Here is a 25,269-nt window from a genome sequence, read left to right on the forward strand (position 1 = left end):
GCGGTGCAACATGTTAGATACAAGAGGAAGAAGAAATGTTGATTTTATAATAGACTTTATTGCTACTATATTTATTAAGCTCAAATTTACAGCGAATAATGTTACGGTATTTGCACTTATAGTTGGACTTTTATCAAGTGTTTTAATTTATTTTCAGTACTATATTTTAGCAGTCATTTTACTTTGGATATCAGGTGCTTTAGATGCAGTTGATGGTGCGGTGGCTAGAAAAACAAAGCATAGTTCCTTGTTTGGAACACTTATGGATATTACATTTGATAGGATAGTTGAAATAGGCATTATATTTGCACTTGGGCTTAAATTTACAGATAGTCTTTTAAGTTTACTGCTTTTAGCTTTTTCAATAATTCTTTCAATGACTATATTTTTAACAGTAGGTGCTTTATCACAAAATGATGGTATTAAAACTTTTAGGTACCAAGCAGGGTTAGTTGAAAGAACGGAAGCCTTTATATTATTCTCAGTTATGATATTATTTACTAGTCATTTAACTGTTATAGCTTTTGTTTTTGCAGGATTAATATTTATAACAGCTATGCAAAGATTTTATGAGGCTTACAAGTTATTAAGCTAAAAAAAGGTTAATGTCCTAAATTAGGATATTAACTTTTTTTTATGCCTTCAAACAAATAGTTGTAAACATTTTGTCATTTTAAATATTGCTTTTCTAATACTAGGGTAAGTTTACAAGTTTTTTGATAATCTTTTATGTTTGTTTTTAAATATATAGACTTTATAATGAGAGTTATATTTCAAAAAGATAATTAGGAGATTTTAAATGAATATAAGATATGTACCAAATCCAAGGTTTATAAAAAGAAATGCTAAAAAGTATTTTAAGGCTAGTGGGCAAAAATTTGGAATACTAAGAAGGTTTAAGTTTGCAATTAGCACTATAGGAGTTGCAAAAAAAATAGATGAAAAGTCTATTTCAATCAATGATAGAAAAGTAGTAGTAAGAGTTGGAAATGAAAAAGAAGTAATAATAAAGTATAGAAGTATTCAAAATATTATTATTGATGAGGATGATATTATCATAGTAAATGATATTAAACCATTACTTATTCCAAAGTATGCTTTTACAAGTTTGATGGATAGAAATGAGTTTATATCTGATTTAAATTATTACTATGAAACAGCAAAACTTGCTATGCAGTCAGATATTATGAATGCAAGTATAGATTTGTTTGTTGAGGGTGATGGAAGAGTAGAAAAAGATGCAGATTTTACTTCTATATATTCAATTGAGAAAAAAGAGTATGTAAATTTAAAAGTTTATGCAAAAAGAAAAACATATAAGGAAAAGGTAAAAAGATATATTGCAAAGATATTTGTGGCTCTTGGGCTTATTGGGCTTTTTGTGATTTTAGCTTTAAATTATATGGGAGCCTTTAGTGTAAAAGAGTTTATAAGTATTAGTACAGGGATAGGAATTGTATTAGGCTTATATTATATTTTTGTTGCTTATCTTTTATTCTTTAGTGGTAAGCATCAAATAGAGAAAGGCTTACAGGTAAATATAGTTAGATTAAAAATTGAAATATTTGAAGGTATGATTTTAATTGATGAGGGAAGAGAGCAGTTTAAGTATAAAGTAGGAGAGATAACAAGTTATCTTAAAACAGAAAAAGGGATAGTTTTTAGTACTAAAAATTCTGATGGTGAGTGTGAAACATTTATACTTCCAAAGAAAAGTGAGATGGACGTAGCAAAAAATAATGAATTTTTAAGTATTATTACTAATATGGTTACTTATTATGATAAGCAGTTTGATAAATATAAAAATAGAAAGGTTGAGACTAAAGGATTAAAAGTAATTTTTAGTTTAGCAATTGTTTGTATGGTAGTGGCTTATCCTATAACAATTTTATATGTATCAAGTTATATGCCAAGTTATTATCAAAAGATTAGCAAAGAGAATGTTATAAGGTCAAAAGAACAGGCTTTAGCAATTATAAATAGTGGAAAGTCGGTACCAAAAAATGATATGAGTAATCAAAATGATTCTAGTTCTGATAATAATCAGGGCAATGAAAATCAAAGTGATACAAACAATACAAATAATGAAGGTAATTCAAATAATTATCAAGGCGAGAATAGTGGAGGTGCATCAAAAATAAACTACTCTAATCCTATTGCAAATAATGATGGATATACATTGCCAGAAACAAGCAATGCAATTGTTAATCCAAATTTATTTAAAGAAAGTGATGATTACAGCACTATAAATAAATTAGCAAAAAAGGAATTTAGTGACTCAGTTAATAAATATCTAAATGGAGATATCACAATGCCAAGTGAGTATGTTTTTACTAAAGCGCAAGCTATGGCAAAAATAAAAAGTAGTGGTGGTGGTCAGCTTACAATTCCAAGTTCATTATGGGTTCTTATGAGTGGAAATATGGTTGAAAATAATTTGCTTTCTAGGAACATGCAAATAGCAAAAGACCAGTTAATAGGAGGGCTTGAGTATATACCAGTTATTCAAAATAGTTCTATTAAAACAGCACTTGAATCTTCAATGTTACAGTCAATTGTGGCAGAGTATCTAGTTTCTAATGCGCCTAATGGGTTTAATAATTTGGTTTTATTAAATCAAGAAATGCCAATAAGAAAAACTAGAGAGTATGTAATAAATAAAGTTCAATCTCAAAGCGAAAGACAAGCAAGTTATGAAGGAAAACAAAATATGAATGTAGGTGCAGTACAGGTTGGAGAGGCTAATATGTTATATAGATTAGTTGGTTTTAATAGTGGTGATACTTATAAGTATATGAAGGTATATGAGAATGGAGCAGTTGAGCCAATAGGTCAATTTACTCTACCAACTAGACAAGCGTATTTAGAAAATTAATTAACAAAAGATAAAATCTTAGGGGGATTTTGATGATAATAAAATATAGAACTGTTTGGTTAGATTGGATTAGAGAAGCCAAGCAATATAATAGAATTTGTGAGGAAAGAGTTGAAGTATATAAATCTATGAAAGTAGATTTAAGTGTGAATGGAAATACCACGCAAGTTTTAAATGAAAAAGAAATAGAGCTTATGGATGCGGGGATAAGAGTTAATATTATAAATGAAAAAGAAGTTTTTATACCGTATATAGAGATTGAAGGAATTGTAATTACAGCAAAAGATGAAGATATAATTATAATAAATAATATCGAGGGATTATCTATTCCAAGGTATGCGTTTCCAATTGCTAAAGAGCAAGAAAAAGAAGCTTTTATAGATAAACTTATATTGAAATTTGAAAGTTTTAATATAGGTGAGAAAGTAGAGTATATAAAGAGTCCAGAGCAGATAAAAAAAGAAAAAGAAGAGAATGAAGAGTGCAAAAAAGATGATATTAAGAGCAATATAAAATTTGATACTGAAACTTTAGAAAAACATAAGGCAAGCCCTGGGACTAAGTTTATTATTTTTAGTATAGTTGTCCTAGCTATTGGAGTTATTGGAATGTTTCTTGTTAAAGGAGTTCAAAATGCAGAAGCTAGCTTAAAAGCAGAACAAGCAAAAGCTGCAAAGGTTCAGAAAGATTTAAGTACACAAACAGGTAAAATAGATTATAATGAAAAACCTATAATTAATGATTATAAGATTGAAAAGAAATCTAAACCTTATAATACTAATACGGTGCCATCAGTAGTGAGTAATATAGATGGGAATAAAGAAGCTAATAGAAACTATGGAGATGGGAAAGTAGACTATCACAAGTTAAATTTACCAGTAAAAAAGCATTTAAACAATTAAATAAAGATTTTGAGAATGGTGATATACAAGAAGTGGGCGTTACAAATGAGCAAGGTTTGAATTCATAATATAAAACACGCAGAGAAAATTTCTCTGCGTGTTTTTTTAGAATATATAGTTTTCTGTAGTTTGATTTATATATGATTTTATTGTGCTAAGTATGAAACCAAAATAAACAATTAAAATAATTATTCCAATTCCTAAAAATATAAAATTAGGTGATTCTGAAAGTTTAATATTTAATGTTTGATCTATGATAATAGCTATTCCAATTATTGCAGCGCCAGTTAGTCCAAAGCAAGCTTTCATTTTATTTTTCCAAGGTATCTCTTTAGAAGTTTTTTTATCTGTTGCAAGTATATTTAATGCATAAAAAAATCCTAAAACAACTGGTACAAGAAAATCAAATAATGAACTTATAAAGATGCTAGATGTATAAGTACTAGTGTTTATAACAGCGTTAGCTGGGTTACTTTTATCAAATTTTATAGGTAGAGTTGCACCTATTTGATTAAGTTTTGAATCAGTTTCATTTAAATCAGATGCAACTGAAACTCTATGTCCGTAAGCATCAAATTCTAAAACAGGAATATATGTGTAAGAAGTATTCCCTTTGTTTGTATGAGCAACTGATTGAAATGAAGTTATAGTTGCAGTAGTTTCTTGTCCTGTAAAAAGAATTTCTGATCTATTAATAAATCCAAATATTCCTCCAAGTGTAGAAAATACAATAAATCCATAAAAAAGTATTAAAAAAATAGGCGAACCTTTTTTATCATTATTTTTATTATTTGTGTTAGTAGCCATATGTATTACTTCCTTTAAATTAAAAATATTTTATTAGTTGATAGTAATATAGACAGACAATATTTTCAAGGAAGGTAAAAAGTGAAAAGAGTATTAGAAAGCTATTATTTTTAGCAGAAGACTAAATTAATAGAGTTAAAATGAGTTTAAATTAATAAAATATGTAAAATTCAATTAAATATATAAAAATAACTCCTTTATATAGTTTTTGATAACTCTTTATGAGTTAGGAGATAGTTTGATGTGCTATTTTGAAAATACTAATAAGTAATTTTGCTAATCTGATAAAATCTAGAATTTGTTTTAAATAACAGACTACGTATAATGAGGATGAGATTAGAAATTATAGATGATATAGGAGAATTTGTTATGGTGGTAAAATACAAACCAAGTACAAGACTTGCTAAGGTCAATATTAAAAAGTATTTAAAGGTAAGTAAAACAAAAATGAGCTTAGTAAAAAAACTTGCTATTTTAAAAGGAATTGAAAGTACAGCAATTAAGGGGAAAGAAAGAGAGATAAAGCTTCGAGATAAGCATATTTTAGTTATAATAGATGGTCAGTATGAAAGACTTATAAAGTATAAGAGCATAAAAGATATAGCTATTGATGATGAGGATATTATTATAGTAAATCCTATTCAACCATTAGTAATACCAAGACTTGCTTTTGCTATGAATAGAGAAAGAAATGAATTTATAGCAGAAATTATGGATAAGTTTGAGGGTGCAAAGTTTAATATGCAATCAAGCGTTATGAATTCTAATATAGATTTTTTTGAGAGTGGAAATGATAAAAATACAAATACTGATAAAATTATTATAGAGGATACTATAAGCATGAAAAGGTATTGTGATTTTAAATCAACAGCAGATTTAAATATTGATAAAGCACAGATAAATAGAGGTTTAGGAAATCTGGTTTTTGGTATATTAATAGCTATTTTTATAAGCTTTTTAGGATTTAATCATATGGGTGCATTTGCAGATAAGGAATTTTATATAGGACTTGTAGGTATTATTGCTATTATTGTTATTTATGCATTTGTGGGAATAAAGCTTATTAATAGTGTTGGGAAAAAGTATAAGAAAAAAATTAGTGCACAGAAGATAAAAGTAAAGTATGAGATATTTGATAGTAGAGTATTTATTGAAGAGGGGATGGAGTTTAGAACTTTCAAGATAAATGAAATTGAACAACTTCTTAGAACTAAAAAAGGTGTATTTTTTACAACTAAGAATTCAGCGGGAGAAAAAGAAGCTTTTTATATTATACAAAGTGAAAATATTTCAAATGATGAGTTAGATGAATTTAATGGGATTCTTGTAAATATGATTGAATACTATGATGAGAATTTTGAACATAAAAGAAAGAAATCAAATTCAGGTTTCTTGACTGTAGTAAAAAGAGTGGTGCTTATTTTATGGATAATATCATTCCCACTTACAGTATTTTTAGTACCTCATATTGCACCTAATTATTATGCAAGGATTACTCATAATAAAGAGGTTAGAGAACAAGCAAAGGTTATACAGATTATAAAAGATAATTTATATAAGGGAAGTATTCAAAGTAATAAAAGGGTTGAGCAAAGTGGGACAAGTAATCAAACTAATAATGAAAGTAATAATAGTACAGAAAATATAGAACCTAATAATAACAATAATAATAGCAGTAAGCTAGAAAATATCTTCTCTGGTAATAGTGAGAAGAATGAGCAAAATAAAGTAGCTACACCTACAATTTCAGATAAAGATATAGCTCATAATTATGAAAAGTTAAATCTTACAAGTGCACAGCTTGAAGCACTTGGTAATAGCCAAACATCTGATTTTAATACAATAGAGGCACAAAAACAAAGTATAGGTGGAAATAATAATTATAAGACTATACTTCAAAGAAGTGAGTATCCAACAAATGCAACTTTTGGGAAGAATGGTTTAGCTTGTTTAAACTTTAATCCGTATATCAAAGAAAGAGTTTATGGACTTATCAAAAAGTATGATGATGGGACTTTAACTATTCCAAAGGAATATTCTTATACAAGTAAAAGTGCTATGGAGTACTTAAATAATAATTGGGGAACACACATTGAAATTCCAGCATCAGAAAAAGTTCTTCAAAATTTAAGTATGGATGAGGGGGAACTTACAGATTGGGGAGTAACAGGTGTTTCAGGAGTAAATGGATTCTTAGGTAGAGTAGCACCTTATGTATATACAATTAATGATCCAAATTTACAAAAAGCAGTTCAAAAAGCTTTTGAGCAAATTTTAGTAGATAAAGAATTAGTTAATTTAAAAGAAGGAGCTTATGATTTAAGAGTTTTAAATATGGAGATGCCATCATCAGTTGTACAAAATTATGCTGGTGAGGTAATACTACCTAAAATAGGAGCAGCTAGTAGTTCAACAATTACAGTAGGGCCAGTTCAAATTAAGGATGGAAACTTCCTTTATAGACTTGTATTTATTCATGATAAATTAGCAAAAAAATATTATGTTTTTGATGTGAATGAAGCAGGTGGTTATGGTAATATTGCACCAGTAACAGATTTAACTCAAGACCCATCAGTTGGAGCTAACATAAATGTAATATCATAGAAAAATGAGGAAATTACTTTGAATAGTAATTTCCTCATTTTTTATACTAAATAATTTCTTGAAGTATTTCTAATATAAAGTTTTACAAGTTTATTTAAAAGTTTAATATCAATACCTATAAATATTAGAATTAGGATACTTACAACAATATTACTAGCAGCAGTTAGTTGTCCTGTTATAGCTTCCCAAACTATAAATCCTATTAGGATTGCTAAAAGTAAAGCAGTTATAATACAAAGTCTAAGTAAGCCTTTAACTTTACTTGTTGTTTCATATTTTTTAGATTTCCTATCAATTATTTTTGATACTACAAAGAATCCTATAAATATTCCAAAGAAGAAATATTGATATAAAGCATTGTTATTAAAGTTTGAATTTGTAATAACACATTTAGTAGGATTACTTGCATCATATCTTATAGAAACTGTACTTCCTATAGGGCCAAGAGTTTCTGAAACTTCATTAAAATCTGATGAAGATGAAATAGTATAGCCATCTATATTAAATATTAATTTTGGGATGTAAGTATAAGTCACATTCCCACCTTTTCTAGTATGAGGAATCTTTTCGTATGACTCTATAGTTGCAGTGGCTATTTTACCTGTAGAGGAAATATAAGTTCTATTTATCAAACTTGAAGTCCCTGTGATAAGAGGTAAAACAAAAGCATAAAATACAAGTCCTAGCACTAGAAGTAATATCAATATACCAACATATTTATTTAGTACTTTGGGTTCTTTATCTGTTTGTTTATTTAAATTATTTTCTGACATAGTTTTAATTTCCTTTTTATATAAAATATTTGATAATTGATGATAGTCTACAAATCTTAGGTTTTCAAGTTTGCTTAAAAATGAAAAGAGAAAAAATAAAAACCTTTAGATTAAATAAAAGTAATGAAAATTACAAAAAAATGCTTGTTTATTCAAAAAATATTTAGAGTGCGAAAAAAATGATAAACTTGCAAGAGAACTTCAAAGTACCTAAAAAAAGAAAGCACCAAAATGGTACTTTCTAAAGTGATGCCTTAATATCTCTATTACTCATAAGTACAGCAGTTTCACCATTGCTAGAGTAGTAATTTTTTCTTTCTCCATCAACATTAAAACTATGCTTTTTATAAAGATTTTGAGCAGGGATATTTGATTCTCTAACTTCTAGAGTTATCTCATTCGTTCTATTTTCTACGCAGTATTCTAAAAGACCTTGCAAAAGAGCACTTCCAAGACCTTTTCCTCTAAGGTTTTCATCAATAGCAAAGCTATTAATATTTGCCTCACCTGCAACTATCCATACATTTGCAAAGCCACAGATTTTATTATCATCTAGTAGTACTAAGCAGTGTGCAAGGTGGTTTATAAGTTCAGTTTCAAAAGAGTCAGCATCCCAACCCTCATTACCTTTAAAACAAGAGTTAGTTATTGTAAGGACATCAGAAATATCTGCTTTTTTCATTAATCTAGTTTCTAACATCTATATACCCATTCTCTTTTCATATTCTGTTTCAGCTTGTGATTTTCTAAGATAAACAGGAGCAAACTCATTAAGTGGGCTTGTTATTCCCTTATTTAGTCTATCTATTGCAATTTCCCCAAGTGATGAGGCTTTAGGGTATAGGCAGTTAAGTGGAGCAAATATAGCTTTTGAAACTTCGCCTGTAATTCTTTCTCTGTGCTTTGCAACACCATCACCAACAAATATAACTTTTTCATCTCTTTTATTTAAATCTTCTATAAGCTCTGTAAGTGATAAACATTCAGCTTCTGATATAGCTGTAAGTTTTCCATCAATATTTTTATAAAGATTAGAATATACATTATCTCTTAATGCATCTATGATAGGACAGATTATCCCATCAAAGTTAACTACATTATAAGCAAGTGTATCAAGAGTAGAAATTGATATACAAGGTTTCTTTGTACTAAAAGCCATACCTTTTATTGTAGCCATTCCAATTCTAAGACCTGTGAATGAACCAGGACCTTCTGATACTGCAAAAGCATCAACATCATTTATATTAAGTTTGTATCTATTTAAAATTTCTTCTATAAGATCCATTATTATAACTGAATGTTCTCTTTTGCTATTTAAATTTATTTCACCAAGTATTTGATCATCTTTAACTAAAGCACAAGTTGCTGTTGCAGATGAAGAATCAACACTTAAAACTAACATACTGAGATCTCCTTTGCGTAATCATATTTAGAACCATAAGATTCAATAGTAATTTTTCTGAAGTTTTCACCTTTTTCAGGTATTTTCTTTATATTTATGTAAAGATACTCATTTGGGATAAGCTCCTCAATATAGTTAGCCCATTCTATAAGACTAACACCTTCACCAAATATATATTCATCAAAACCTATTGCATATATCTCATCTGGATCATTAACTCTATATACATCAAAGTGATACAAAGTTAATCTTCCACTGTGATATTCATTTACTATATTAAAAGTAGGACTTGTTATATGCTCTGCAATGCCAAGACCTTCTGCTATACCTTTACTCATATGAGTTTTACCAGTTCCAAGATCACCTGTTAAACAGATAATATCTCCTTTGCTAGCAAGTTTTCCAAGTTGTTTTCCAATACTCATTGTATCTTTTAGTGTGTTAACTATAAATTCCATAATGTTCATCTCCCTTCGTAAATTAATACTTCTGCTAATATTCTATACAATATTAGTAGAAATTAAAAGAGGAAAGGTGATGTTTTCTATGTTTTTAGGTTATCAAAATAAGTTTTTTTGAAAAAAAATAAAAAAACTTTGAAAAAGGACTTGCTTTTTGTTTATTATGTGTATATAATAACATATGTAGTCACCAAGCGGGTGGCAAGCAAAAACTATAGGGGCATGGCTCAATTGGTAGAGTAGTGGTCTCCAAAACCATTGGTTGTAGGTTCGAGTCCTACTGTCCCTGCCAACTAAGAAGATTTAGAATTTCTAAATCTTCTTTTTTTTATGCAATTTTTTAGACTATCAAGTATTAGGATATAAAAATAAAAGCAGCCCTAACGTACAGGCTGCTTTCAAAATGAAACATAAAATAACTTAATTAAGGTTTTACTACATATTTTTAATATACATATTGTATATTAAGTAGGTTTTAACAATATGTAAGTAAATTATAAATTTCCTTATCATTTTCCAATTAGAAAACGTTACAAATCCTATAAGTGAAAACTATCTTTGTTTGTAAAAAATGAAAAATATTGATAATATTTGTACAAAAGGTGGGATTGTAATGGCCGATATTAGGGTTTATAAAGAAGCAGATGAATTCAAAAAAATGTGTATGATATCAGTAGGTATAATAGTTTTATTTTCTTGGTTTATATATAAAGAATTTAGATTTATTACTGTTGATTATAGAAGTGCTGACTTATTGGTGAACATGGCAATAATATTTATTGCTGGGATAACAATAATGTTTTTATTTATATTTTTAATTAAGCTTACAAATAAAATTCTTAATAATGACCCCTTTTTAGTTTTTGAAGATGATGAGATTTTATCTAAAGGACTAGCAGGTAACACTATTGTTAAGTGGAACTGTATTAAATCATATAAAGAAAAAAAGTTTAGAGGAACATTAAGTATTGTTTTAGAGTTAAAAGATGATTGTGATTATAAAAGAAATTTATCTATAATGAGAAGTTTGCTTTATAAGTATAATCAGAAAAGAACTGGTGGAGAATTTATGTTTACTAAAACTTTTCTTGGAGATCAATACAATGAAATTTTAAATTTAGTAGAAGAAAAAGTAAAGAAGAATTAGACTATTAGAGCATTTATATAAAGGCTATATAGAGATATGTAGTAGATTATATAAGTGCTTTTTTTATTGGCTTAAATTACCATGAATTATATTTTCATATGCGGGTAAGATATTAGTGTAGGAGGGAGAGAAACAAAAACTTCTCACCGTCCTACAGAATTCAAACCAAAGCCCAAGGAGGGAATATATTATGTGAAATGCATATAATCCAGAACTCAAAAGAAAGACAATAATTTCAAGAAAAGAACTGGATAACAGTCTTGGAGTACCATTACGGGAATATAGTTCGATTTGAAACAACGAGTCAAGGATTCGAAGTGACAAACTGGAGTGAAGCGACGTGATTAAGTTTCGGCGAGAAAATTAGAGTTATGATTTAAAAAGATCACAAATGAAAATTCAATCAAAGACTAAGCGAAGATCGGAGTGAGAAGCTATGAACAGATCAAGACGGATGCAAAATAGTAGTTCCATTACAGGTGAAATGGCGAGAAACAGGATAGAAGAACTGATAAGTCACCTAGAATAAAAAGATTTGACGAAGCTACGTTAGAAGTATGAAAATACAATATTTAACGGAGAAAATAGTTAAGGAGTGTTTATTATGGATGGACCACCAAAAATTAATAGTAACTTAGAAAAGAAATTTATTAATTAAATTCTTCTATCAAAAAAGGAATAGACTATCTAATGAATAATGCAAATTAATCTTTAGATGGTCTTTTTCTTTTGTTTAATTGAGAAAAACAATTAGTTGACAAGGAGATTTAAAAAAAGTATCATAAAAGTAACAGATGCAAACAGTTTGCATTAAGAGAGATGAGATTGAGGAGATATAAATGAAAAAGAAATTGATTTTTGGGGCAATAATAAGTGTTTTAGTATTAGGATTTGCAGCTTGCACAACAACTGCTAGTGCTAAAGTTGGCAATAAAAAAGAAGATTCAGGAAAGATAAAAGTAATGACAAGTATTTATCCAGTAAAAGAATTTACAGAAATAATAGGTGGGGACAAAGTTTCAGTAACTTCAATGGTTCCTGATAATGCAGAGCCACATGATTTTGAGCCAAAAGCAAAAGATATGGTAGAGCTAAGTAAGGCAAACTTATTTATATATAATGGACTTGGAATGGAACATTGGGTAGATAAAGTCCTTGAAACAGTTAATTCTGATAAAATTACGGTTGTTAACACATCTAAAAATGCGAAGATAATTGCAGTTAGTGATGAAGAAGAAGCTATTGGGCATGACCATGAGCACACAGAGGGTGATGGGCATGACCATGGAAGAATAGACCCACATATATGGCTTAGTTTCACAGAGGCAAAAAGTCAGGCTAAACTTATAGAAGAAGGTCTTATAAAAGTAGACCCAACTAATAAAGATTACTATACAGCTAATTATAATAAACTTGCAGAGCAGCTTGATTCTATTTCAACAGAGTATGGAGAAAAATTCAAAACTTTATCTAATAAAAATTTTGTAACAGGTCACGCAGCATTTGCATATCTTTGCAGAGATTTAGGGTTAACACAAAAGAGTGTTGAAGATGCTTTTGGTGAGGGAGAAGTTACACCACAACACCTAAAAGAACTTTCAGAATATTGCAAAGCTAACAATGTAAAAGTAATATTTATGCCAGATTCAGCAAGTGAGAAGATATCACAAACTTTAGCTAATGAAGTTGGAGCTAAGGTTGTTAAAATATCAAGTCTTGAAACTAAAAATGGAGATAAATCTTATATAGAAACTATGAAAGAAAACCTAGAGACTATATATAATAATTTAAAATAGAGAGAAGCTAGTTCAAAAGTTAAATTTTGAACTAGCTTTTTATTTTATATCTACATTAATTAGGTATATTTTTAGGTGGTAGCTAATATAAATTATAGATAAAGACTTTACATAATAAATTAAATGGTGAGAAAGGTTTATAGTTTGTCTAAATTAAAAAAGGTCATTGCATGGTATAATTTAGTTAATAATTAAGTAAACTATAAACGATTAAAAGGGGGGAGTATTATGGTTGAAAAAATAGGATTTTATAAAAAAAGAATAGAAGAGAGAGAAGAAGAATTAAAAGGTTATAAGAGTAAATATAATTTAGTAAGTTTTTTAAGATTTATAGATTGCCTTGTATTAATTGTATTTGGAGCAAATTATTTCTTTGGAAGTAGTTTTAAGTTTATATCAGTTACATTTATAGTGGTGTCTGTTATAGTCTTTTTTGCTCTTATAAAATGGCATAATAGTATAGAGGAGGATATGAATGAAGCTCAAAATTCAGTGGATTTAAATTCGGATGATATAAAAAGAAGTAATGGTGAGTGGAAGTCATTTTCTGATACAGGAGAGGAATATCTTGAGGCAGGTCATGGTTTTTCAGGAGATTTAGATGTCTTTGGTAAAAAATCATTTTTCCAATGGATAAATGCTACAAGAACTATTTATGGAAGAGAAGCTTTAAAGGATAAACTTCTTTTTAAAGATGGACTTAGCAAAAATGAAATTTATAGAAGTCAAAAGGCTTTAAAAGAACTTTCAGAAAAGTATGTTTTAAGAGAGAAGTTTTTATCGGCTTTAAGAAAGTCATATTCTAAGGATGTAAAAAAGAAAGATATTACAAAGCATTATTTATTAGATTGGGTACAAATTGATAATAAACATCTTTTATCTACAGGGATTAGTGTTTTAAAGTTTGTTGCACCAGCAGTTACATGTATTGCAATAGTATTTATGGCTCTTGGAATGTTAGATTTTAAGGTTGTACTTATACTTCTTGCTATTAATTTATTTATAGTAAGTAATGTTGGGAAAGAAGCAGAAGAGGGAGTTAAACTTTTTGATGAATTAAAAGGTGAGCTTTCAGGGTATGTAACTGCTTTAGCACTTTTAGAAAAGGAAGATTTTAAGTCAGATAAATTAAATGAAGTGAAGAGTCTAGTTAAAAAGGAAGAGAATGCAAGTGAGGCACTTGGAGAACTTTATAAGGTGGGCTCATGGCTTAATGATAGGCAAAATGCTTTTTATAAATTATTTAATGCAGTATTTTACTGGGATTACCATCTTTTAGCTAGGGCAGAAAGATGGAAAGTAAAGCATAAAGATAATGTGGGGAATTGGATGAGAGCACTTGGAGAATTTGAAGCATTAGAAAGTCTTAGTGTTATTTCAGGAGAGGAGTATGTACTTCCTACAATTAATGATGACTTAGTGATTGAAGCTATGGAAGTTGTTCATCCTATGTTGCTTGAGGTTGGAGTATCAAATAGTTTCACTCTTGATACAAATAAAAGAGTAGCGCTTATAACAGGTTCAAATATGTCAGGTAAGAGTACTTTCCTTAGAACTGTTGGCTTTAGTATGTTTATGTCTTATCTAGGTCTTGGGGTTAAGGGAAAAGAATTTAGTACACCAATAGTAAATATCTACACTTGTATGAGAACTACTGATAATTTAAATGAGAGTATATCTTCATTTTATGCAGAGATTTTAAGAGTTAAAAATATAGTTGATGCTTCAAAAAGAGGTGAGAGAATAATTTTCCTTCTTGATGAAATATTTAAGGGTACAAATTCTGTTGATAGACATGAGGGTGCACAGGTTCTTATAAATCAACTTTTAGAGGGTGAGAGTATAGGGCTTGTATCAACTCATGATTTAGAACTTTGTGATATGGAAACAGATATTAATTATATTATAAATTACAACTTTAGAGAGTTTTATGAGGAGAATAAGTTAAGATTTGACTATAAACTTAGAAGAGGTGTTTCAAAGACAAGAAATGCTAGGTATCTTATGAGGATGGCAGGTATTGAAATAGAATAGTTAGACACACGTGGATGCTTAGACAAAATGGAGTAAATCTGATATACTGAAAGCATAGTTAACATAATATAGAGAATTAGGCCTTTTAATTTTATAAAAGGCTTTTTTTTTATGAGATTAAAAAATCTCTGATATTTAGGAGGAAACGCATTGTTTACGGAAAAAATTAAAGCAAAAGAATATTTTATAAAAGACCTTTTAAGCCCTAAGTTCTTATTTGAGATTCCAGATTATCAAAGAGCTTATTCATGGACAACAGAAAACTTAAAGCAATTAGTTGATGATATCAATGATTCTATAAGATTAAATGAGGGAAAAGATTTTGAAAACTATGAGCCATACTTTATAGGAAGTGTAGTTCTTTGTGGAAAAGAATATAGAGAAGATGGATTTGGGCGTTATGAAGTTATAGATGGACAGCAAAGACTTACTTCACTAATAATGCTTATAGCAACAATTAGAGACATAATAAATAATGATGAGTACAGAAAAGTATTAACATCATTAATATACCAAGAGCCAAATGAGCTTATGGGAATAGAAGAGAACATAAGAGTTAAAGTAAGAGGAAAAGAGAGTGATTTCTTTAAGAAGTATGTTCTTACAGAAATGGGAACTAGCCTTGTTACAGAGCTTGATAAAGCAGAACTTTCAGAAACTAAGTTAAACATGGTAAATGCTTTAGAGATATTTAGAACTAGCTTTATAGATGAAAAAGGAATTTTACTTGAAAGTAAGTTAAATGACTTTATAAAGTACTTATTACAAAAAGTTGTTTTAGTTGTTATAACTACTAACTCATTTGAGTCAGCATTTAGATTATTCAACGTTATCAACTCAAGAGGATTACCTCTTACAAATGCAGATCTTCTAAAAAGTGAAAATCTTAGAGTTATACCTTTAGAAGAAAGACAAAAGTATACAGAAATATGGGAAAATGATGAGATTGATTTAGGAAAAGATGCTCTTGAAATGCTTATAGGATTTATGAGAACAACAACTCTTAAAAAGAAAGCAGAAGCTTCATTATATGATGAGTATACAAAAGTTATTTATCCAAAAAAAGATGGATACAAGGGTGTAGAGTTTACAAATCACATGCATGCTATCAAAGAAATATATAGCAAGTATGTTGTAGATGCAGAGCTTGGTTCAGATGATAAAAATAAAAATATATATTACAAAAATTTACTTACAGCAATGAGAGAATTCTTACCATATGAAGATTGGGCAGCAGCTATAATCAGATTTGTAGAGAAATTTAACCCAAGTGCTGATGATATTTTAGCATTTGTTAAGCTTTTAGAGAAAAGAATTGTAATAGATTGGGTAAATGGTAACTCATTTGCAGATAGACTTACAAGAGTTTATGATATAATTAATGTTATAGATAGTGCAGCATCTCTTGATGCAATCAGACAAAGTGATGCTTTTATTGCAGACCTTGAGAAAACAACAGGATTCTTTAGAAATGCATTAAATGATATGGACTTCTATAGTAAGGGAAGAATGACAGTTCCAAAATATGTGTTCGTAAGAATGGATATGGAACTTAATGAAGGGGAAATAGTTGACTACTATACTAATAAAGTAATGGTAGAACATGTATTACCTAGAAATGCTAAAGATGCTTCATGGCTTGTAAACTTTAAAGCAGACCAAAGAAGAAACTTTGCTAATAAGCTTGGAAACTTAGTTCTTATAGCAGGAGCTAAAAACACAAGACTTAATAACAAACCATTTACTGAAAAAGTAGAAGAGTACTTAAGTAAAAAAGGTAAATTTAAAATTACAGAAGAAATATTTGCAAATGAAAACTGGAATATGGATATTTTAGAAAAAAGACAAAATGCTCTTGCTGCTAAAGCATTAGAGATGTGGACAAAATTCTAGAAAAAACTTAGCTAGTTTGAAATAGGCTCTAAGGGGAGTTACATAATATAATCTCTCTTTAGGGCCTTTTAAATTGATAGGGTAGTTTAGTAGATTAAAGAAAAAATAAATTGAAGTTAGCTATAGATAAAAAAGATGCTAACTTAGATATGGTAAAAATGAAGGGATGCTAGGAATGGGATATATAATACTAGATTTAGAATTTAACAATATGCAGAATATAACTAAATATTTTCCGCATTTATATGAAAGAAACAGACACCTTAGAACTTTAGAGGTTCAAAATGAAATAATTCAAATAGGTGCTGTAAAACTTGATGAAAATATGAAACAAATAGATGAATTCAAGGTTTATACAAAGTCTTGTGCATTTCCAGTTTTAAATCCTAAAATTACAGATATGACTGGGATAACAGAGCAGCACCTTAAAGGTGCAGTTACTCTTAAAGAGGGACTTATTGAACTTAAAAAGTTTGTTGGTGAAGATAATTTAGTTTGTTCATGGGCAACTGATGATATTGCGGAGATAGTTATTAATGCTAAATACCAAGGGCACAATGATGTATTTTGGATTAAAAAATACTTAGATTTACAAGAATATTGCACAAAGTTATTATCTTATAAAAAACCTATAGGACTTAAAGTTGCATTAGAGGAACTTAAAATAGAGGTTGATAATAGCAAGTTACATGATGCGTTAAATGATGCAGTTTATACAGCAGATGTGCTTAGAAAAATATATAAAAAAGATACTATAGAAAAACATATAGTTGATGATGTATATGCATTACCTACACTAAAGATAAAAGATTTAAGACGTCATAATCCACAGGAGCATATGATGGAGTTTAAATGTGAGAAGTGCTCAGAAAAGCTTAATGTAATTGAGCCACTTGCATATTTAGAAACTAAATTCTTATCACTTGGAATATGTGAAGCTTGTGATGCTAGATACCTTCAAGAAGTAGTTTTAAGAAAAAATATTGCTGGTGGGATTATACATACAGAGGTAATTACAGCTTTAGATAATTATGAGTATTTTAATTATTCATATAGATTTAAAAGCAGTAGGAAATAATTGTAAAAATTAATTGATATGTAATAATTAAGGTAATCAAAATCAATTTTAAATATGATAGAATATAAGTGGTAGTAAAAGTTTATTAGCTTTTAATATTACAAATATAGAAAAAGATGAGGGATAGATTAATAATGAATATTGCGTTTTTCCTAACTCCAAAAATTGAAGTGGTTCATGAAAAAGAAAGTGCAACTATGAGAAGAGTTTTAGAAAGAATGGAACATCATAGTTATACAGCAATTCCACTAATAAATGATGAAGGGATTTATGTAGGAACATTAACAGAAGGGGATTTACTTTGGAAATTAAAAAATACTAAGGGATTAACTTTTGAAAATACAAATGAAGTTAAAGTTAAAAGTATTGAAAAAAAGGTAAATCACAAAAGTGTTACTATAAACTCTGATATGGACAGTTTAATATCACTTGCGACATCTCAAAACTTTGTTCCAGTAGTGGATGATGATGGGGTCTTTATAGGGATAATTAAGCGAAGTGATATAATTGAATATTGTTATTCGAAATTAAGTGAAAAAAAACATACTAGTTTAAAATAAAAAAAGCTCCAAGACGTAAGTTTTGGGGCTTTTTTTGAGTGTATTTATTTAAAACATTTAGCTATTGTTTCTGTAATTAATCTTTTATTTCTTAGTTGTATTTCGATGCCTAGAGGCTTATAAAATGACAGTAGTTTTTTGTTATTACTCTCAAAGATTATATTCTGATTTAATTTCTTTTTGCGAAGTTCAAGTTCATAAAATCTATTTAAAGAATCTATTAGCTTTAGGGAGTTGCCAAATAGCTCTTTTTTATTATCTTTAAGATATATCTCTAGGCTTGAAATACTTTTCTCTATTATTATGTCCATGTTTAAAGTATTCCATTCAATAAATTTTCTATCCATATTCTTTGTTAGTGATTTTGAATTTTCGCTTGTGAAAGTAATCTTTGGGTATTCTCTTGAAAGTTCTGACCAAAGAGAGTTATCTTTTCCTTTATCAAAAACTACAAAATAACCATAGTCAAGTTCTGTTCTTATAAGCCTTCCAAAACATTGTTTAAAACTTGTAACAACTCTAGGATTATTTATAGAACTAAAGCTTCTACCATTTCTCATAAGTTTAGAGTAGAGTGGGTCACTTGGGTTTATGATAGGTAGTTTATCCATTAATACGCAGCTAAGTGCATCTCCAGGAATATCAATCCCCTCAAAAAATCCTCTAGAACCCAAAAGTACAGCTCTTTGACTTGTATCTTGAAGTTTTTCTATATCTCTTTTCCCTTGATAAATCTTTATATTATTAGTTGATAGGAATAAGCTTATTTTTTCTTTAAAGTTTTCAAGTCTTCTTTTACTTGTGAAAAGTATAAGTAGATTCCCAGGAACTTTTTGTAGTATATCAAGTGTTGTTTTCACCATGAATTTATTAAAATCTTCATCATAATATCTAGGTGTATCTGATGGAGAGGCTACAACAGTTCGTCTTGGTAAATCAAAGCTGTTATCAACATCCTTAACTTCATTTATAAGTCTATTTTCTACTTTATCTATTGCAAGTGATCTTTTAAATTCATCATATCTACCTTTGTTTTTTAGAGTAGCAGATAGAAAAGCACAACTATGAGTATTATTTAAAAACTTTTCAAAGAAGATAAGTGGTGAATTAAGGTCTTTAATATAAGCTTCAAAGCCTTTTCTATTTTTTGAACAGTAATATCCATAACAATTTGATTTTTCATGGTCTGCTGTATAAATTTCTATAAAGTCTATACATTCTTTAACCCTATCTATTTTTTTTATTAAAACTTCAGCTCTATTTTTAACTTTAGAATCTTCAAGGTTATTTCCTGATATAAAGTTTTTAAGGTCTTTATAAATATCTAAAAGGTCTTCTTTTAAAACTAATAATTCATGTTTAACATCATTAAAGTTTGGATACTCTTGATTAAAAGTTACATCAAGGTCATATTCAAGTGATAATGATTTAAGTGAAACATACGGAATTCGCTCCATTGTATTAAAAGCAGTTTTCATTTTATCACGAAGTTTTTCTCTAAAGTTACTTGAACGATTTTGAGTATGCTTCCAAACATAATTTATATAACCCTTTTTCTTCTCAAAGTCTAAAATTTCAAGTAAAAGTCTTTTAACTCCTCTTGAATTTATAGCACCTGCATAAGCATCAAATATGGAATCACTAAGATTATGTGCTTCATCTATAATTACATTTTTAATTTCATCATCATAACTCCATTTTAAAAGAAGAGAGTGGTTAAGAACTACAATTGAACTATCTTTTAGTTTTTCTACTGTATTTTTATAGAAACACTTCTTATGACAGTTTTTAATATCACAACCATCACTATCAGAACTACAAAAATGTATGAAGTTATCAAGTTTAAATTGTTCTCTGACAAAGTAGTTTATTTCCTCAAAGTCACCATATTGACCAGATTTACTGTATCTATCAAGATATATTAGTGCGAGTTTTTCTGTTGTAGATTTATTTTGGTCATAGATAGTATCCTTTAGAATATCTTCAAGAACTTCTTGGCAGATATAATTTCCTTTACCTTTGATATTTACAAAATCAACTTTATTCTCAAGGTCAAAACTCTTTAAAAGAAAAGGTATATCTTTTTGGGTTAATTGTCTTTGAAGTTCTTTAGTATTTGTAGATATAAATATCTTTTGTCCTGTTTTATATGCTTTAACTATAGATGGGAGCAGATAAGCTATGCTTTTTCCAGTCCCAGTAGGAGCTTCAATTATTGAGATACTACCAGTATCTAAAGTTTTTCTAACATTTTGCATTACATCATACTGCGCCTGTCTAAATTTATATGTAGGGTTTATAGCTTTAAAAGCTTTTATATCTTTTAGTGAATCCTCACAATTCCTTTTAAGTTTTATAGGAGTTATATCTTTTTCTTCAATATCTATAACTTCAACTTCAGGCTTAATTTTCATAAGCTCCTCATTAAGATGATACTTTTCAAGATAAGGAGTAAAAGCCCAATCCCCAATAAGCTGAGTATATTGTGCTGTAAAATCACCTATATTATTTCGCTCAAGAATTTTATTTATTATCTCAATAGTATAAGCTACATTCTCACTAGCCCTATTAATAAAATCTTTTCTAAGAATATTTTTAGCAAATGACTTTAGCGTATATTCTCTATGATAAGGCTCTATAAGTGCTATAAGTTCTACTGAATCTAGAAACTTATTTTTTATAATCATATTACTTTTAAAGAAGGCTACTTCTAAGAATTCTTTTTTGAAGTTAGCGTTATGAGTTATTATAGGAAGATTAGCAATAAAAAGTTTTACTTCATCTAAAACAATATCAAGTTCCTGTGCTTTAGCAAGGTCAATAGCTTCAATACCAGGTAGATTTTCCATAACAGTTTTACTAACTCTAGTTTTATTTTTAATTAGTCTTTGGAAGTATGAAACTTTCTCTTTAGAAAACTTAACACAAGCTAGTTCTAAAATTTCTCCATCTTTTGAACTAAGACTGCTAGTTTTTATATCCATATAAACTACATTATCAAAGTATGAGTTCATAAATTTCTACCTCCCTTTAAAAAATTTGCTAACTAATATTATACCCTAAATTTAAATTTTATAGAACATAAGTTCTTATGAGCATTTGAAAATGAGTAAAATAAATAATATAATTAGAAAAAATGTATTTTAGAGAAAGTAGGAGAAATTATGATAGCAATTATAACACCTGCAAAAGGTATGGATGAAACAAATATAAATTTAAATATAGAAGTGGCAAGACCAAGATTTTTAGATAAGTCAAAGGAAGTTATGGATACTCTAAAAGAATATGAGATTCCAGCACTTACAAATTTAATGAAGATAAATGATAAGCTTGCAGAACTTAATTTTAGAAGAAATCAAGATTGGGAAGTTTATGATGGGAAAAATGAGAAGCCAGCAGTTTTAAGTTTTTCAGGAGAAGTTTATAGAGGTATAGATGCAATAAACTTTACTGATGATGAGCTGAGGTTTTGTGATAAGAAGCTTAGAATTTTATCTGGTATGTATGGTTCACTTAGACCACTTGATGGGATGATACCTTATAGATTAGAGATGGGAACTAAGCTTTCAGTTAATGGAAGTAAGGACCTTTATGATTTTTGGAGTGAAATTTTAACAGATAGTATATTAGAAGAAGTTCATAGTAGTGGGGAAGAAGTTATAGTAAATCTTGCTTCTAATGAGTATGCAAAAGTTTTAAAACTTAAAAAGAGAGTTAAGGTAGTTAATATAGTATTTAAGGAAAGAAAGGGATTAAAGTATAGAACGGTAGTAGTTCATACTAAAAAGGCTAGAGGAATGATGGTCAATTTCATGGTTAAGAATAGAATTGAAGAAGTAGAAGGCTTAAAAGCTTTTGATTATGATAGATATGAGTTTGCACAAGAGTTATCTGATGATGAAAACTTTGTGTTCACAAGAGATGCATTGTAAAAATTAATAAAGTAATAAATTTATTTGAACTATATATCTAATTGTATAATATTACCTTATCATATTATTAACACTTGATGTTAAGGGGGACAATATGGCAAAGGTGAAATTAAAAAAAGGTTTATGGAAAAAAGTTCGAAATGTACTTTTAGGAGTGCTTGGGACAGTAGTAGTTATATATGTAGGAACAGTATGCTATTATAGATTTTCTATGATAAAAGATATAAGAGTTGAAGATGGAAAAGTTGTATATAAGGATTCATATGTATCAAGAGATGAACATATTAAAAAGGAAGTAGAGCTTACACATTTTGATGATGTAAAAGAAGTAAAGGATGTTAAGTTTGAGTTTAATGGAAAAGTTTTAGAGGAAGCAGGTGTTGTAATAGAACAATACCAAAGATATTATTTTTCTTTAGATAAGTTTTTAGATAGTATGGGCATAGAATATTCAAGTGCAGATAATGTTTATGAAATAGAGGGTGTAAGACTTGATTTGGTTAATAAAAACTTCTTAAAGGATGGAACTCTTAATATATTAAGAGGGGATTTAATAGATATGCTTGGAGAAACATACATATCATTAAATGACCTAGAACAAATTTTATCACTTGGAGATAGTTGGGACCATGAGAAAAAGGTAGTTAGCCTGTTTAAGTTAGAAAAGAAAGTAACACCAATAGTTGATAGAAATAAATTATCAGGTAAAGGTGCAATGATTAGACTAGAAGATGTAAGAGCAGGGGATGAATATGTAACTAATCATGGAGTTCAAAGTACAAAGGCAACTGCAGATTATCTTTATGAGAATGGGGTGGTGTTTAATGTAGCTTGGATTCCAAGATTTAAAGACCCTGCAAATAAAATAGATAATGATTTGATGGTAATAAAGAGTATGGCAAATATTCAGTTTGTAAATATGTTAGACTATATGATTTATAGAGGCGGAGTGATTGGACTTCATGGGTATACTCATCAAGCAGGACTTTATAAGTCGGGTATTGGTAGTGATTTAAGTACAGAGTTTAATACAAGTGAAGAGGAAACAAGGAAACTTGTAGAGTCAGCATTTGAAACTGCAAAGTATCTAAAAATTCCAGTTTCATTCTTTGAGAGTGGACATTATCATGCAACTAAAAAGCAGCAGACTATTATAGAAGAATATATAGATGCTTGTTTTGAACCTTACAAAATATATTGGAACTTCCAGACTGTGGTAAGTAAAAGAAATGATTCGACTATATATGTACCAGCACCACTTCTTTATACAGAAGCAAAAGATGGTAGTGATATGGCACAGAAGATAGAAAAGAATATAAATAGAAAAAATATACTAACAGCATTTTATCTTCACCCAATTAAAGAGATGGAGTTCTTTAAGTTTAATAAGGGTGAAAATGGAGTTGTGAAAACTGAGCATCTAGAGAATTCACCACTTCAAAATATAGTGAAAGCTTTAAATGAATCAGGTCATGCAACAATAACAATAAATGATTTGAAGTAGAAGTATTGAGTTATTTAGAATAGTTATGTAAAATAAGTGTAATAGGAGTTTATAGCATATTAAAATTTTAGTTATAAATTTATGATAGTATGTTATAGGCTATTAGATAAAAATATTATGTTGTATGTTACAAGGAGATGTAAACTATGAGCAATGAAAATATGTCAATGGATGAAATAATGAATGACTTTGAATTAAAGAGCTTTAGAAAAGGTGAAATAATTAAAGGGAAAGTTGTTAGTGTTAACAATGATGCAGTCATAGTTAATATAGGACATTTTGCAGACGGAGTAGTTTCAAAAAGTGAAATATCAAGTGATGTTGATTTTGATATGAGTACTATAAATGCAGATGATGAAATCTATGTTATGGTAATTAGCACAGATGATGGGGATGGAAATGTTGCATTATCAAAAAGAAAAGCTGATGCTATAAAAGCATGGGATAAGTTAGAGGATATATTCAAAGAAAATAAAACTTTTGAAATTAAAATTAAAGAAGCTGTAAAAGGTGGATTACTTGCTTATATTGATGGGATAAGAGTATTTATGCCAGCATCACAGTGTGCTGCTAGAAGAATAGAGAATATAGAAACTTTAGTTGGAACAACTCTAGAAGTTAAATTAATAGAGTTTAACAAAGAAGATAGAAAAGTTGTTGTTTCAAGAAGAGTTATAGAAGAAGTTGCAAAGAAAGCTGAAGAAGCAAAAATTTTAAGAACAATACAAGCAGGTGAAAATAGAACGGGTAAAGTAACAAAAATCCTTAAATTTGGAGCATTTGTTAATATTGGTGGAGTTGAAGGCTTAATACACATAAATGACCTTGCTTGGACTAGAGTTAGAGAAGTGGAAGATATATTAACAGTAGGGGATACTGTTGAAGTTTATGTTAAAGAAGTAGATTTAGCTAGGGAGAGACTTTCACTTTCATTAAAAGATTTATGTGAAAATCCATGGACTAAATTTGCTAAAGAGAATAAAATTGGTGAAACAGTAGATGCTAAAATAGTTAGATTTATTCAAGTAGGAGCGATTGCACAGGTTAATGGTGGAGTTGAAGGGCTTGTTCATATCTCACAAATATCAGAAGATAGAATTAATTCAGCTAGTGATGTATTAAAAATGGGTCAAGAAGTTAAAGTTAAAATACTTGCTATTGATATAGAAAAAGAAAAATTGTCACTTAGCATAAAAGAAGCAGTTGATAGATCAGTAGAATACGAACAGTATAATGATGCTGAAGAAGACTTTGGTGGACTTTCAGATTTATTCAAAGATTTTAAATTCTAGGAATAGAATACTGATATAAATATTAAAAAGAGGAGTTAAAATGTAATTTGATTATGTTTTAACTTCTTTTTCTATAAATAAGAAGAAAGTTTAATCTTTAAAAGAATTAGTTCTAAGAAGAAAAGTTTGGTATAATATAAATAAGAAATAAATTTTTTGTAGAATTTCAATGAAATAAAGAATTCTATAAAATAAAGATAGTAGAAAGA

The 25,269-nt window shown here is 28.7% G+C and carries 19 protein-coding genes and 1 tRNA gene; 14 read left to right on the forward strand and 6 right to left on the reverse strand.

What is annotated here, in order from left to right:
- Positions 1 to 10 precede the first annotated feature (10 nt).
- The 3 genes from Q0V24_RS01630 to Q0V24_RS01640 all read left to right on the forward strand — a co-directional run bounded on the left by Q0V24_RS01630 (position 11) and on the right by Q0V24_RS01640 (position 3,777).
- Positions 11 to 595: a CDP-alcohol phosphatidyltransferase family protein gene (locus Q0V24_RS01630; RefSeq protein WP_297517997.1), complete on the forward strand. Its 585-nt coding sequence runs from the start codon at positions 11 to 13 to the stop codon at positions 593 to 595.
- 204 nt (positions 596 to 799) lie between these two features.
- Complete coding sequence (locus Q0V24_RS01635) at positions 800 to 2,875, forward strand: hypothetical protein (protein ID WP_297518000.1); 2,076 nt, start codon at positions 800 to 802, stop codon at positions 2,873 to 2,875.
- 32 nt (positions 2,876 to 2,907) lie between these two features.
- Positions 2,908 to 3,777, forward strand: coding sequence for a hypothetical protein (locus tag Q0V24_RS01640; RefSeq protein ID WP_297518002.1), 870 nt, complete (start codon positions 2,908 to 2,910; stop codon positions 3,775 to 3,777).
- A gap of 105 nt (positions 3,778 to 3,882) precedes the next feature.
- Here Q0V24_RS01640 and Q0V24_RS01645 read toward each other — a convergent pair whose 3' ends face one another.
- Positions 3,883 to 4,584: a DUF3592 domain-containing protein gene (locus tag Q0V24_RS01645; protein WP_297518005.1), complete on the reverse strand. Its 702-nt coding sequence runs from the start codon at positions 4,582 to 4,584 to the stop codon at positions 3,883 to 3,885.
- Between the two features lie 369 nt (positions 4,585 to 4,953).
- Between Q0V24_RS01645 and Q0V24_RS01650 the strand changes: the two genes are divergently transcribed.
- Entirely contained in the window at positions 4,954 to 7,188 is a 2,235-nt protein-coding gene (locus tag Q0V24_RS01650) for a hypothetical protein (protein WP_297518006.1), read from the forward strand.
- A 41-nt stretch (positions 7,189 to 7,229) separates the two neighbouring features.
- Here Q0V24_RS01650 and Q0V24_RS01655 read toward each other — a convergent pair whose 3' ends face one another.
- From Q0V24_RS01655 to tsaE, 4 genes are all read right to left on the reverse strand, one after another.
- On the reverse strand, positions 7,230 to 7,961 hold the full coding sequence (locus tag Q0V24_RS01655) for a DUF3592 domain-containing protein (RefSeq protein ID WP_297518009.1): 732 nt from the start codon (positions 7,959 to 7,961) through the stop codon (positions 7,230 to 7,232).
- Between the two features lie 241 nt (positions 7,962 to 8,202).
- Positions 8,203 to 8,661, reverse strand: coding sequence for a ribosomal protein S18-alanine N-acetyltransferase (rimI, locus tag Q0V24_RS01660; protein WP_297518013.1), 459 nt, complete (start codon positions 8,659 to 8,661; stop codon positions 8,203 to 8,205).
- Positions 8,662 to 9,363, reverse strand: a complete 702-nt coding sequence (tsaB, locus tag Q0V24_RS01665; protein ID WP_297518016.1) for a tRNA (adenosine(37)-N6)-threonylcarbamoyltransferase complex dimerization subunit type 1 TsaB — start codon at positions 9,361 to 9,363, stop codon at positions 8,662 to 8,664.
- Complete coding sequence (tsaE, locus tag Q0V24_RS01670) at positions 9,357 to 9,821, reverse strand: tRNA (adenosine(37)-N6)-threonylcarbamoyltransferase complex ATPase subunit type 1 TsaE (RefSeq protein ID WP_297518019.1); 465 nt, start codon at positions 9,819 to 9,821, stop codon at positions 9,357 to 9,359. The genes tsaB and tsaE overlap by 7 nt, the downstream gene beginning before the upstream one ends.
- Positions 9,822 to 10,040: 219 nt before the next feature.
- Between tsaE and Q0V24_RS01675 the strand changes: the two genes are divergently transcribed.
- From Q0V24_RS01675 to Q0V24_RS01705, 7 genes are all read left to right on the forward strand, one after another.
- Positions 10,041 to 10,116, forward strand: a tRNA-Trp gene (locus Q0V24_RS01675).
- A 279-nt stretch (positions 10,117 to 10,395) separates the two neighbouring features.
- On the forward strand, positions 10,396 to 10,971 hold the full coding sequence (locus Q0V24_RS01680) for an STM3941 family protein (protein ID WP_297518021.1): 576 nt from the start codon (positions 10,396 to 10,398) through the stop codon (positions 10,969 to 10,971).
- An 839-nt stretch (positions 10,972 to 11,810) separates the two neighbouring features.
- Positions 11,811 to 12,767 carry a metal ABC transporter substrate-binding protein gene (locus Q0V24_RS01685; protein WP_297518024.1) on the forward strand — a complete coding sequence of 319 codons (957 nt, stop codon included), beginning with the start codon at positions 11,811 to 11,813 and terminating at the stop codon, positions 12,765 to 12,767.
- Between the two features lie 228 nt (positions 12,768 to 12,995).
- Complete coding sequence (locus tag Q0V24_RS01690; RefSeq protein ID WP_297518026.1) at positions 12,996 to 14,801, forward strand: DNA mismatch repair protein MutS; 1,806 nt, start codon at positions 12,996 to 12,998, stop codon at positions 14,799 to 14,801.
- 150 nt (positions 14,802 to 14,951) lie between these two features.
- Positions 14,952 to 16,694, forward strand: coding sequence for a DUF262 domain-containing HNH endonuclease family protein (locus Q0V24_RS01695; RefSeq protein WP_297518029.1), 1,743 nt, complete (start codon positions 14,952 to 14,954; stop codon positions 16,692 to 16,694).
- Positions 16,695 to 16,869: 175 nt separating this feature from the next.
- Positions 16,870 to 17,772: a 3'-5' exonuclease gene (locus Q0V24_RS01700; protein ID WP_297518032.1), complete on the forward strand. Its 903-nt coding sequence runs from the start codon at positions 16,870 to 16,872 to the stop codon at positions 17,770 to 17,772.
- Positions 17,773 to 17,906: 134 nt separating this feature from the next.
- On the forward strand, positions 17,907 to 18,332 hold the full coding sequence (locus Q0V24_RS01705; RefSeq protein ID WP_297518036.1) for a CBS domain-containing protein: 426 nt from the start codon (positions 17,907 to 17,909) through the stop codon (positions 18,330 to 18,332).
- A gap of 44 nt (positions 18,333 to 18,376) precedes the next feature.
- Here the strand turns inward: Q0V24_RS01705 and Q0V24_RS01710 are convergent, their stop codons facing one another.
- On the reverse strand, positions 18,377 to 21,346 hold the full coding sequence (locus Q0V24_RS01710; RefSeq protein ID WP_297518039.1) for a helicase C-terminal domain-containing protein: 2,970 nt from the start codon (positions 21,344 to 21,346) through the stop codon (positions 18,377 to 18,379).
- 150 nt (positions 21,347 to 21,496) lie between these two features.
- Here Q0V24_RS01710 and yaaA point away from each other — a divergent pair, with 150 nt between their 5' ends.
- From yaaA to rpsA, 3 genes are all read left to right on the forward strand, one after another.
- Positions 21,497 to 22,264, forward strand: a complete 768-nt coding sequence (yaaA, locus tag Q0V24_RS01715; RefSeq protein ID WP_297518042.1) for a peroxide stress protein YaaA — start codon at positions 21,497 to 21,499, stop codon at positions 22,262 to 22,264.
- A 94-nt stretch (positions 22,265 to 22,358) separates the two neighbouring features.
- Positions 22,359 to 23,768: a DUF2334 domain-containing protein gene (locus Q0V24_RS01720; protein WP_297518045.1), complete on the forward strand. Its 1,410-nt coding sequence runs from the start codon at positions 22,359 to 22,361 to the stop codon at positions 23,766 to 23,768.
- A 146-nt stretch (positions 23,769 to 23,914) separates the two neighbouring features.
- Positions 23,915 to 25,060 carry a 30S ribosomal protein S1 gene (gene rpsA / locus Q0V24_RS01725; protein ID WP_297518046.1) on the forward strand — a complete coding sequence of 382 codons (1,146 nt, stop codon included), beginning with the start codon at positions 23,915 to 23,917 and terminating at the stop codon, positions 25,058 to 25,060.
- The last annotated feature ends 209 nt before the right edge of the window (positions 25,061 to 25,269 follow it).

The sequence above is a fragment of the uncultured Clostridium sp. genome, assembly GCF_947039605.1.
In the GTDB taxonomy this organism is placed as follows: Bacteria; Bacillota; Clostridia; order Clostridiales; family Clostridiaceae; genus Sarcina.

Excerpts from the sequence above, each read along its gene's own strand:
- Q0V24_RS01630 (WP_297517997.1), top strand. The coding sequence starts at position 11 with ATGTTAGATACAAGAGGAAGAAGAAATGTTGATTTTATAATAGACTTT.
- Q0V24_RS01635 (WP_297518000.1), top strand. The coding sequence starts at position 800 with ATGAATATAAGATATGTACCAAATCCAAGGTTTATAAAAAGAAATGCT.
- Q0V24_RS01640 (WP_297518002.1), top strand. The coding sequence starts at position 2,908 with ATGATAATAAAATATAGAACTGTTTGGTTAGATTGGATTAGAGAAGCC.
- Q0V24_RS01645 (WP_297518005.1), bottom strand. The coding sequence starts at position 4,584 with ATGGCTACTAACACAAATAATAAAAATAATGATAAAAAAGGTTCGCCT.
- Q0V24_RS01650 (WP_297518006.1), top strand. The coding sequence starts at position 4,954 with ATGGTGGTAAAATACAAACCAAGTACAAGACTTGCTAAGGTCAATATT.
- Q0V24_RS01655 (WP_297518009.1), bottom strand. The coding sequence starts at position 7,961 with ATGTCAGAAAATAATTTAAATAAACAAACAGATAAAGAACCCAAAGTA.
- rimI (WP_297518013.1), bottom strand. The coding sequence starts at position 8,661 with ATGTTAGAAACTAGATTAATGAAAAAAGCAGATATTTCTGATGTCCTT.
- tsaB (WP_297518016.1), bottom strand. The coding sequence starts at position 9,363 with ATGTTAGTTTTAAGTGTTGATTCTTCATCTGCAACAGCAACTTGTGCT.
- tsaE (WP_297518019.1), bottom strand. The coding sequence starts at position 9,821 with ATGGAATTTATAGTTAACACACTAAAAGATACAATGAGTATTGGAAAA.
- Q0V24_RS01680 (WP_297518021.1), top strand. The coding sequence starts at position 10,396 with ATGAAAAATATTGATAATATTTGTACAAAAGGTGGGATTGTAATGGCC.
- Q0V24_RS01685 (WP_297518024.1), top strand. The coding sequence starts at position 11,811 with ATGAAAAAGAAATTGATTTTTGGGGCAATAATAAGTGTTTTAGTATTA.
- Q0V24_RS01690 (WP_297518026.1), top strand. The coding sequence starts at position 12,996 with ATGGTTGAAAAAATAGGATTTTATAAAAAAAGAATAGAAGAGAGAGAA.
- Q0V24_RS01700 (WP_297518032.1), top strand. The coding sequence starts at position 16,870 with ATGGGATATATAATACTAGATTTAGAATTTAACAATATGCAGAATATA.
- Q0V24_RS01705 (WP_297518036.1), top strand. The coding sequence starts at position 17,907 with ATGAATATTGCGTTTTTCCTAACTCCAAAAATTGAAGTGGTTCATGAA.
- Q0V24_RS01710 (WP_297518039.1), bottom strand. The coding sequence starts at position 21,346 with ATGAACTCATACTTTGATAATGTAGTTTATATGGATATAAAAACTAGC.
- yaaA (WP_297518042.1), top strand. The coding sequence starts at position 21,497 with ATGATAGCAATTATAACACCTGCAAAAGGTATGGATGAAACAAATATA.
- Q0V24_RS01720 (WP_297518045.1), top strand. The coding sequence starts at position 22,359 with ATGGCAAAGGTGAAATTAAAAAAAGGTTTATGGAAAAAAGTTCGAAAT.
- rpsA (WP_297518046.1), top strand. The coding sequence starts at position 23,915 with ATGAGCAATGAAAATATGTCAATGGATGAAATAATGAATGACTTTGAA.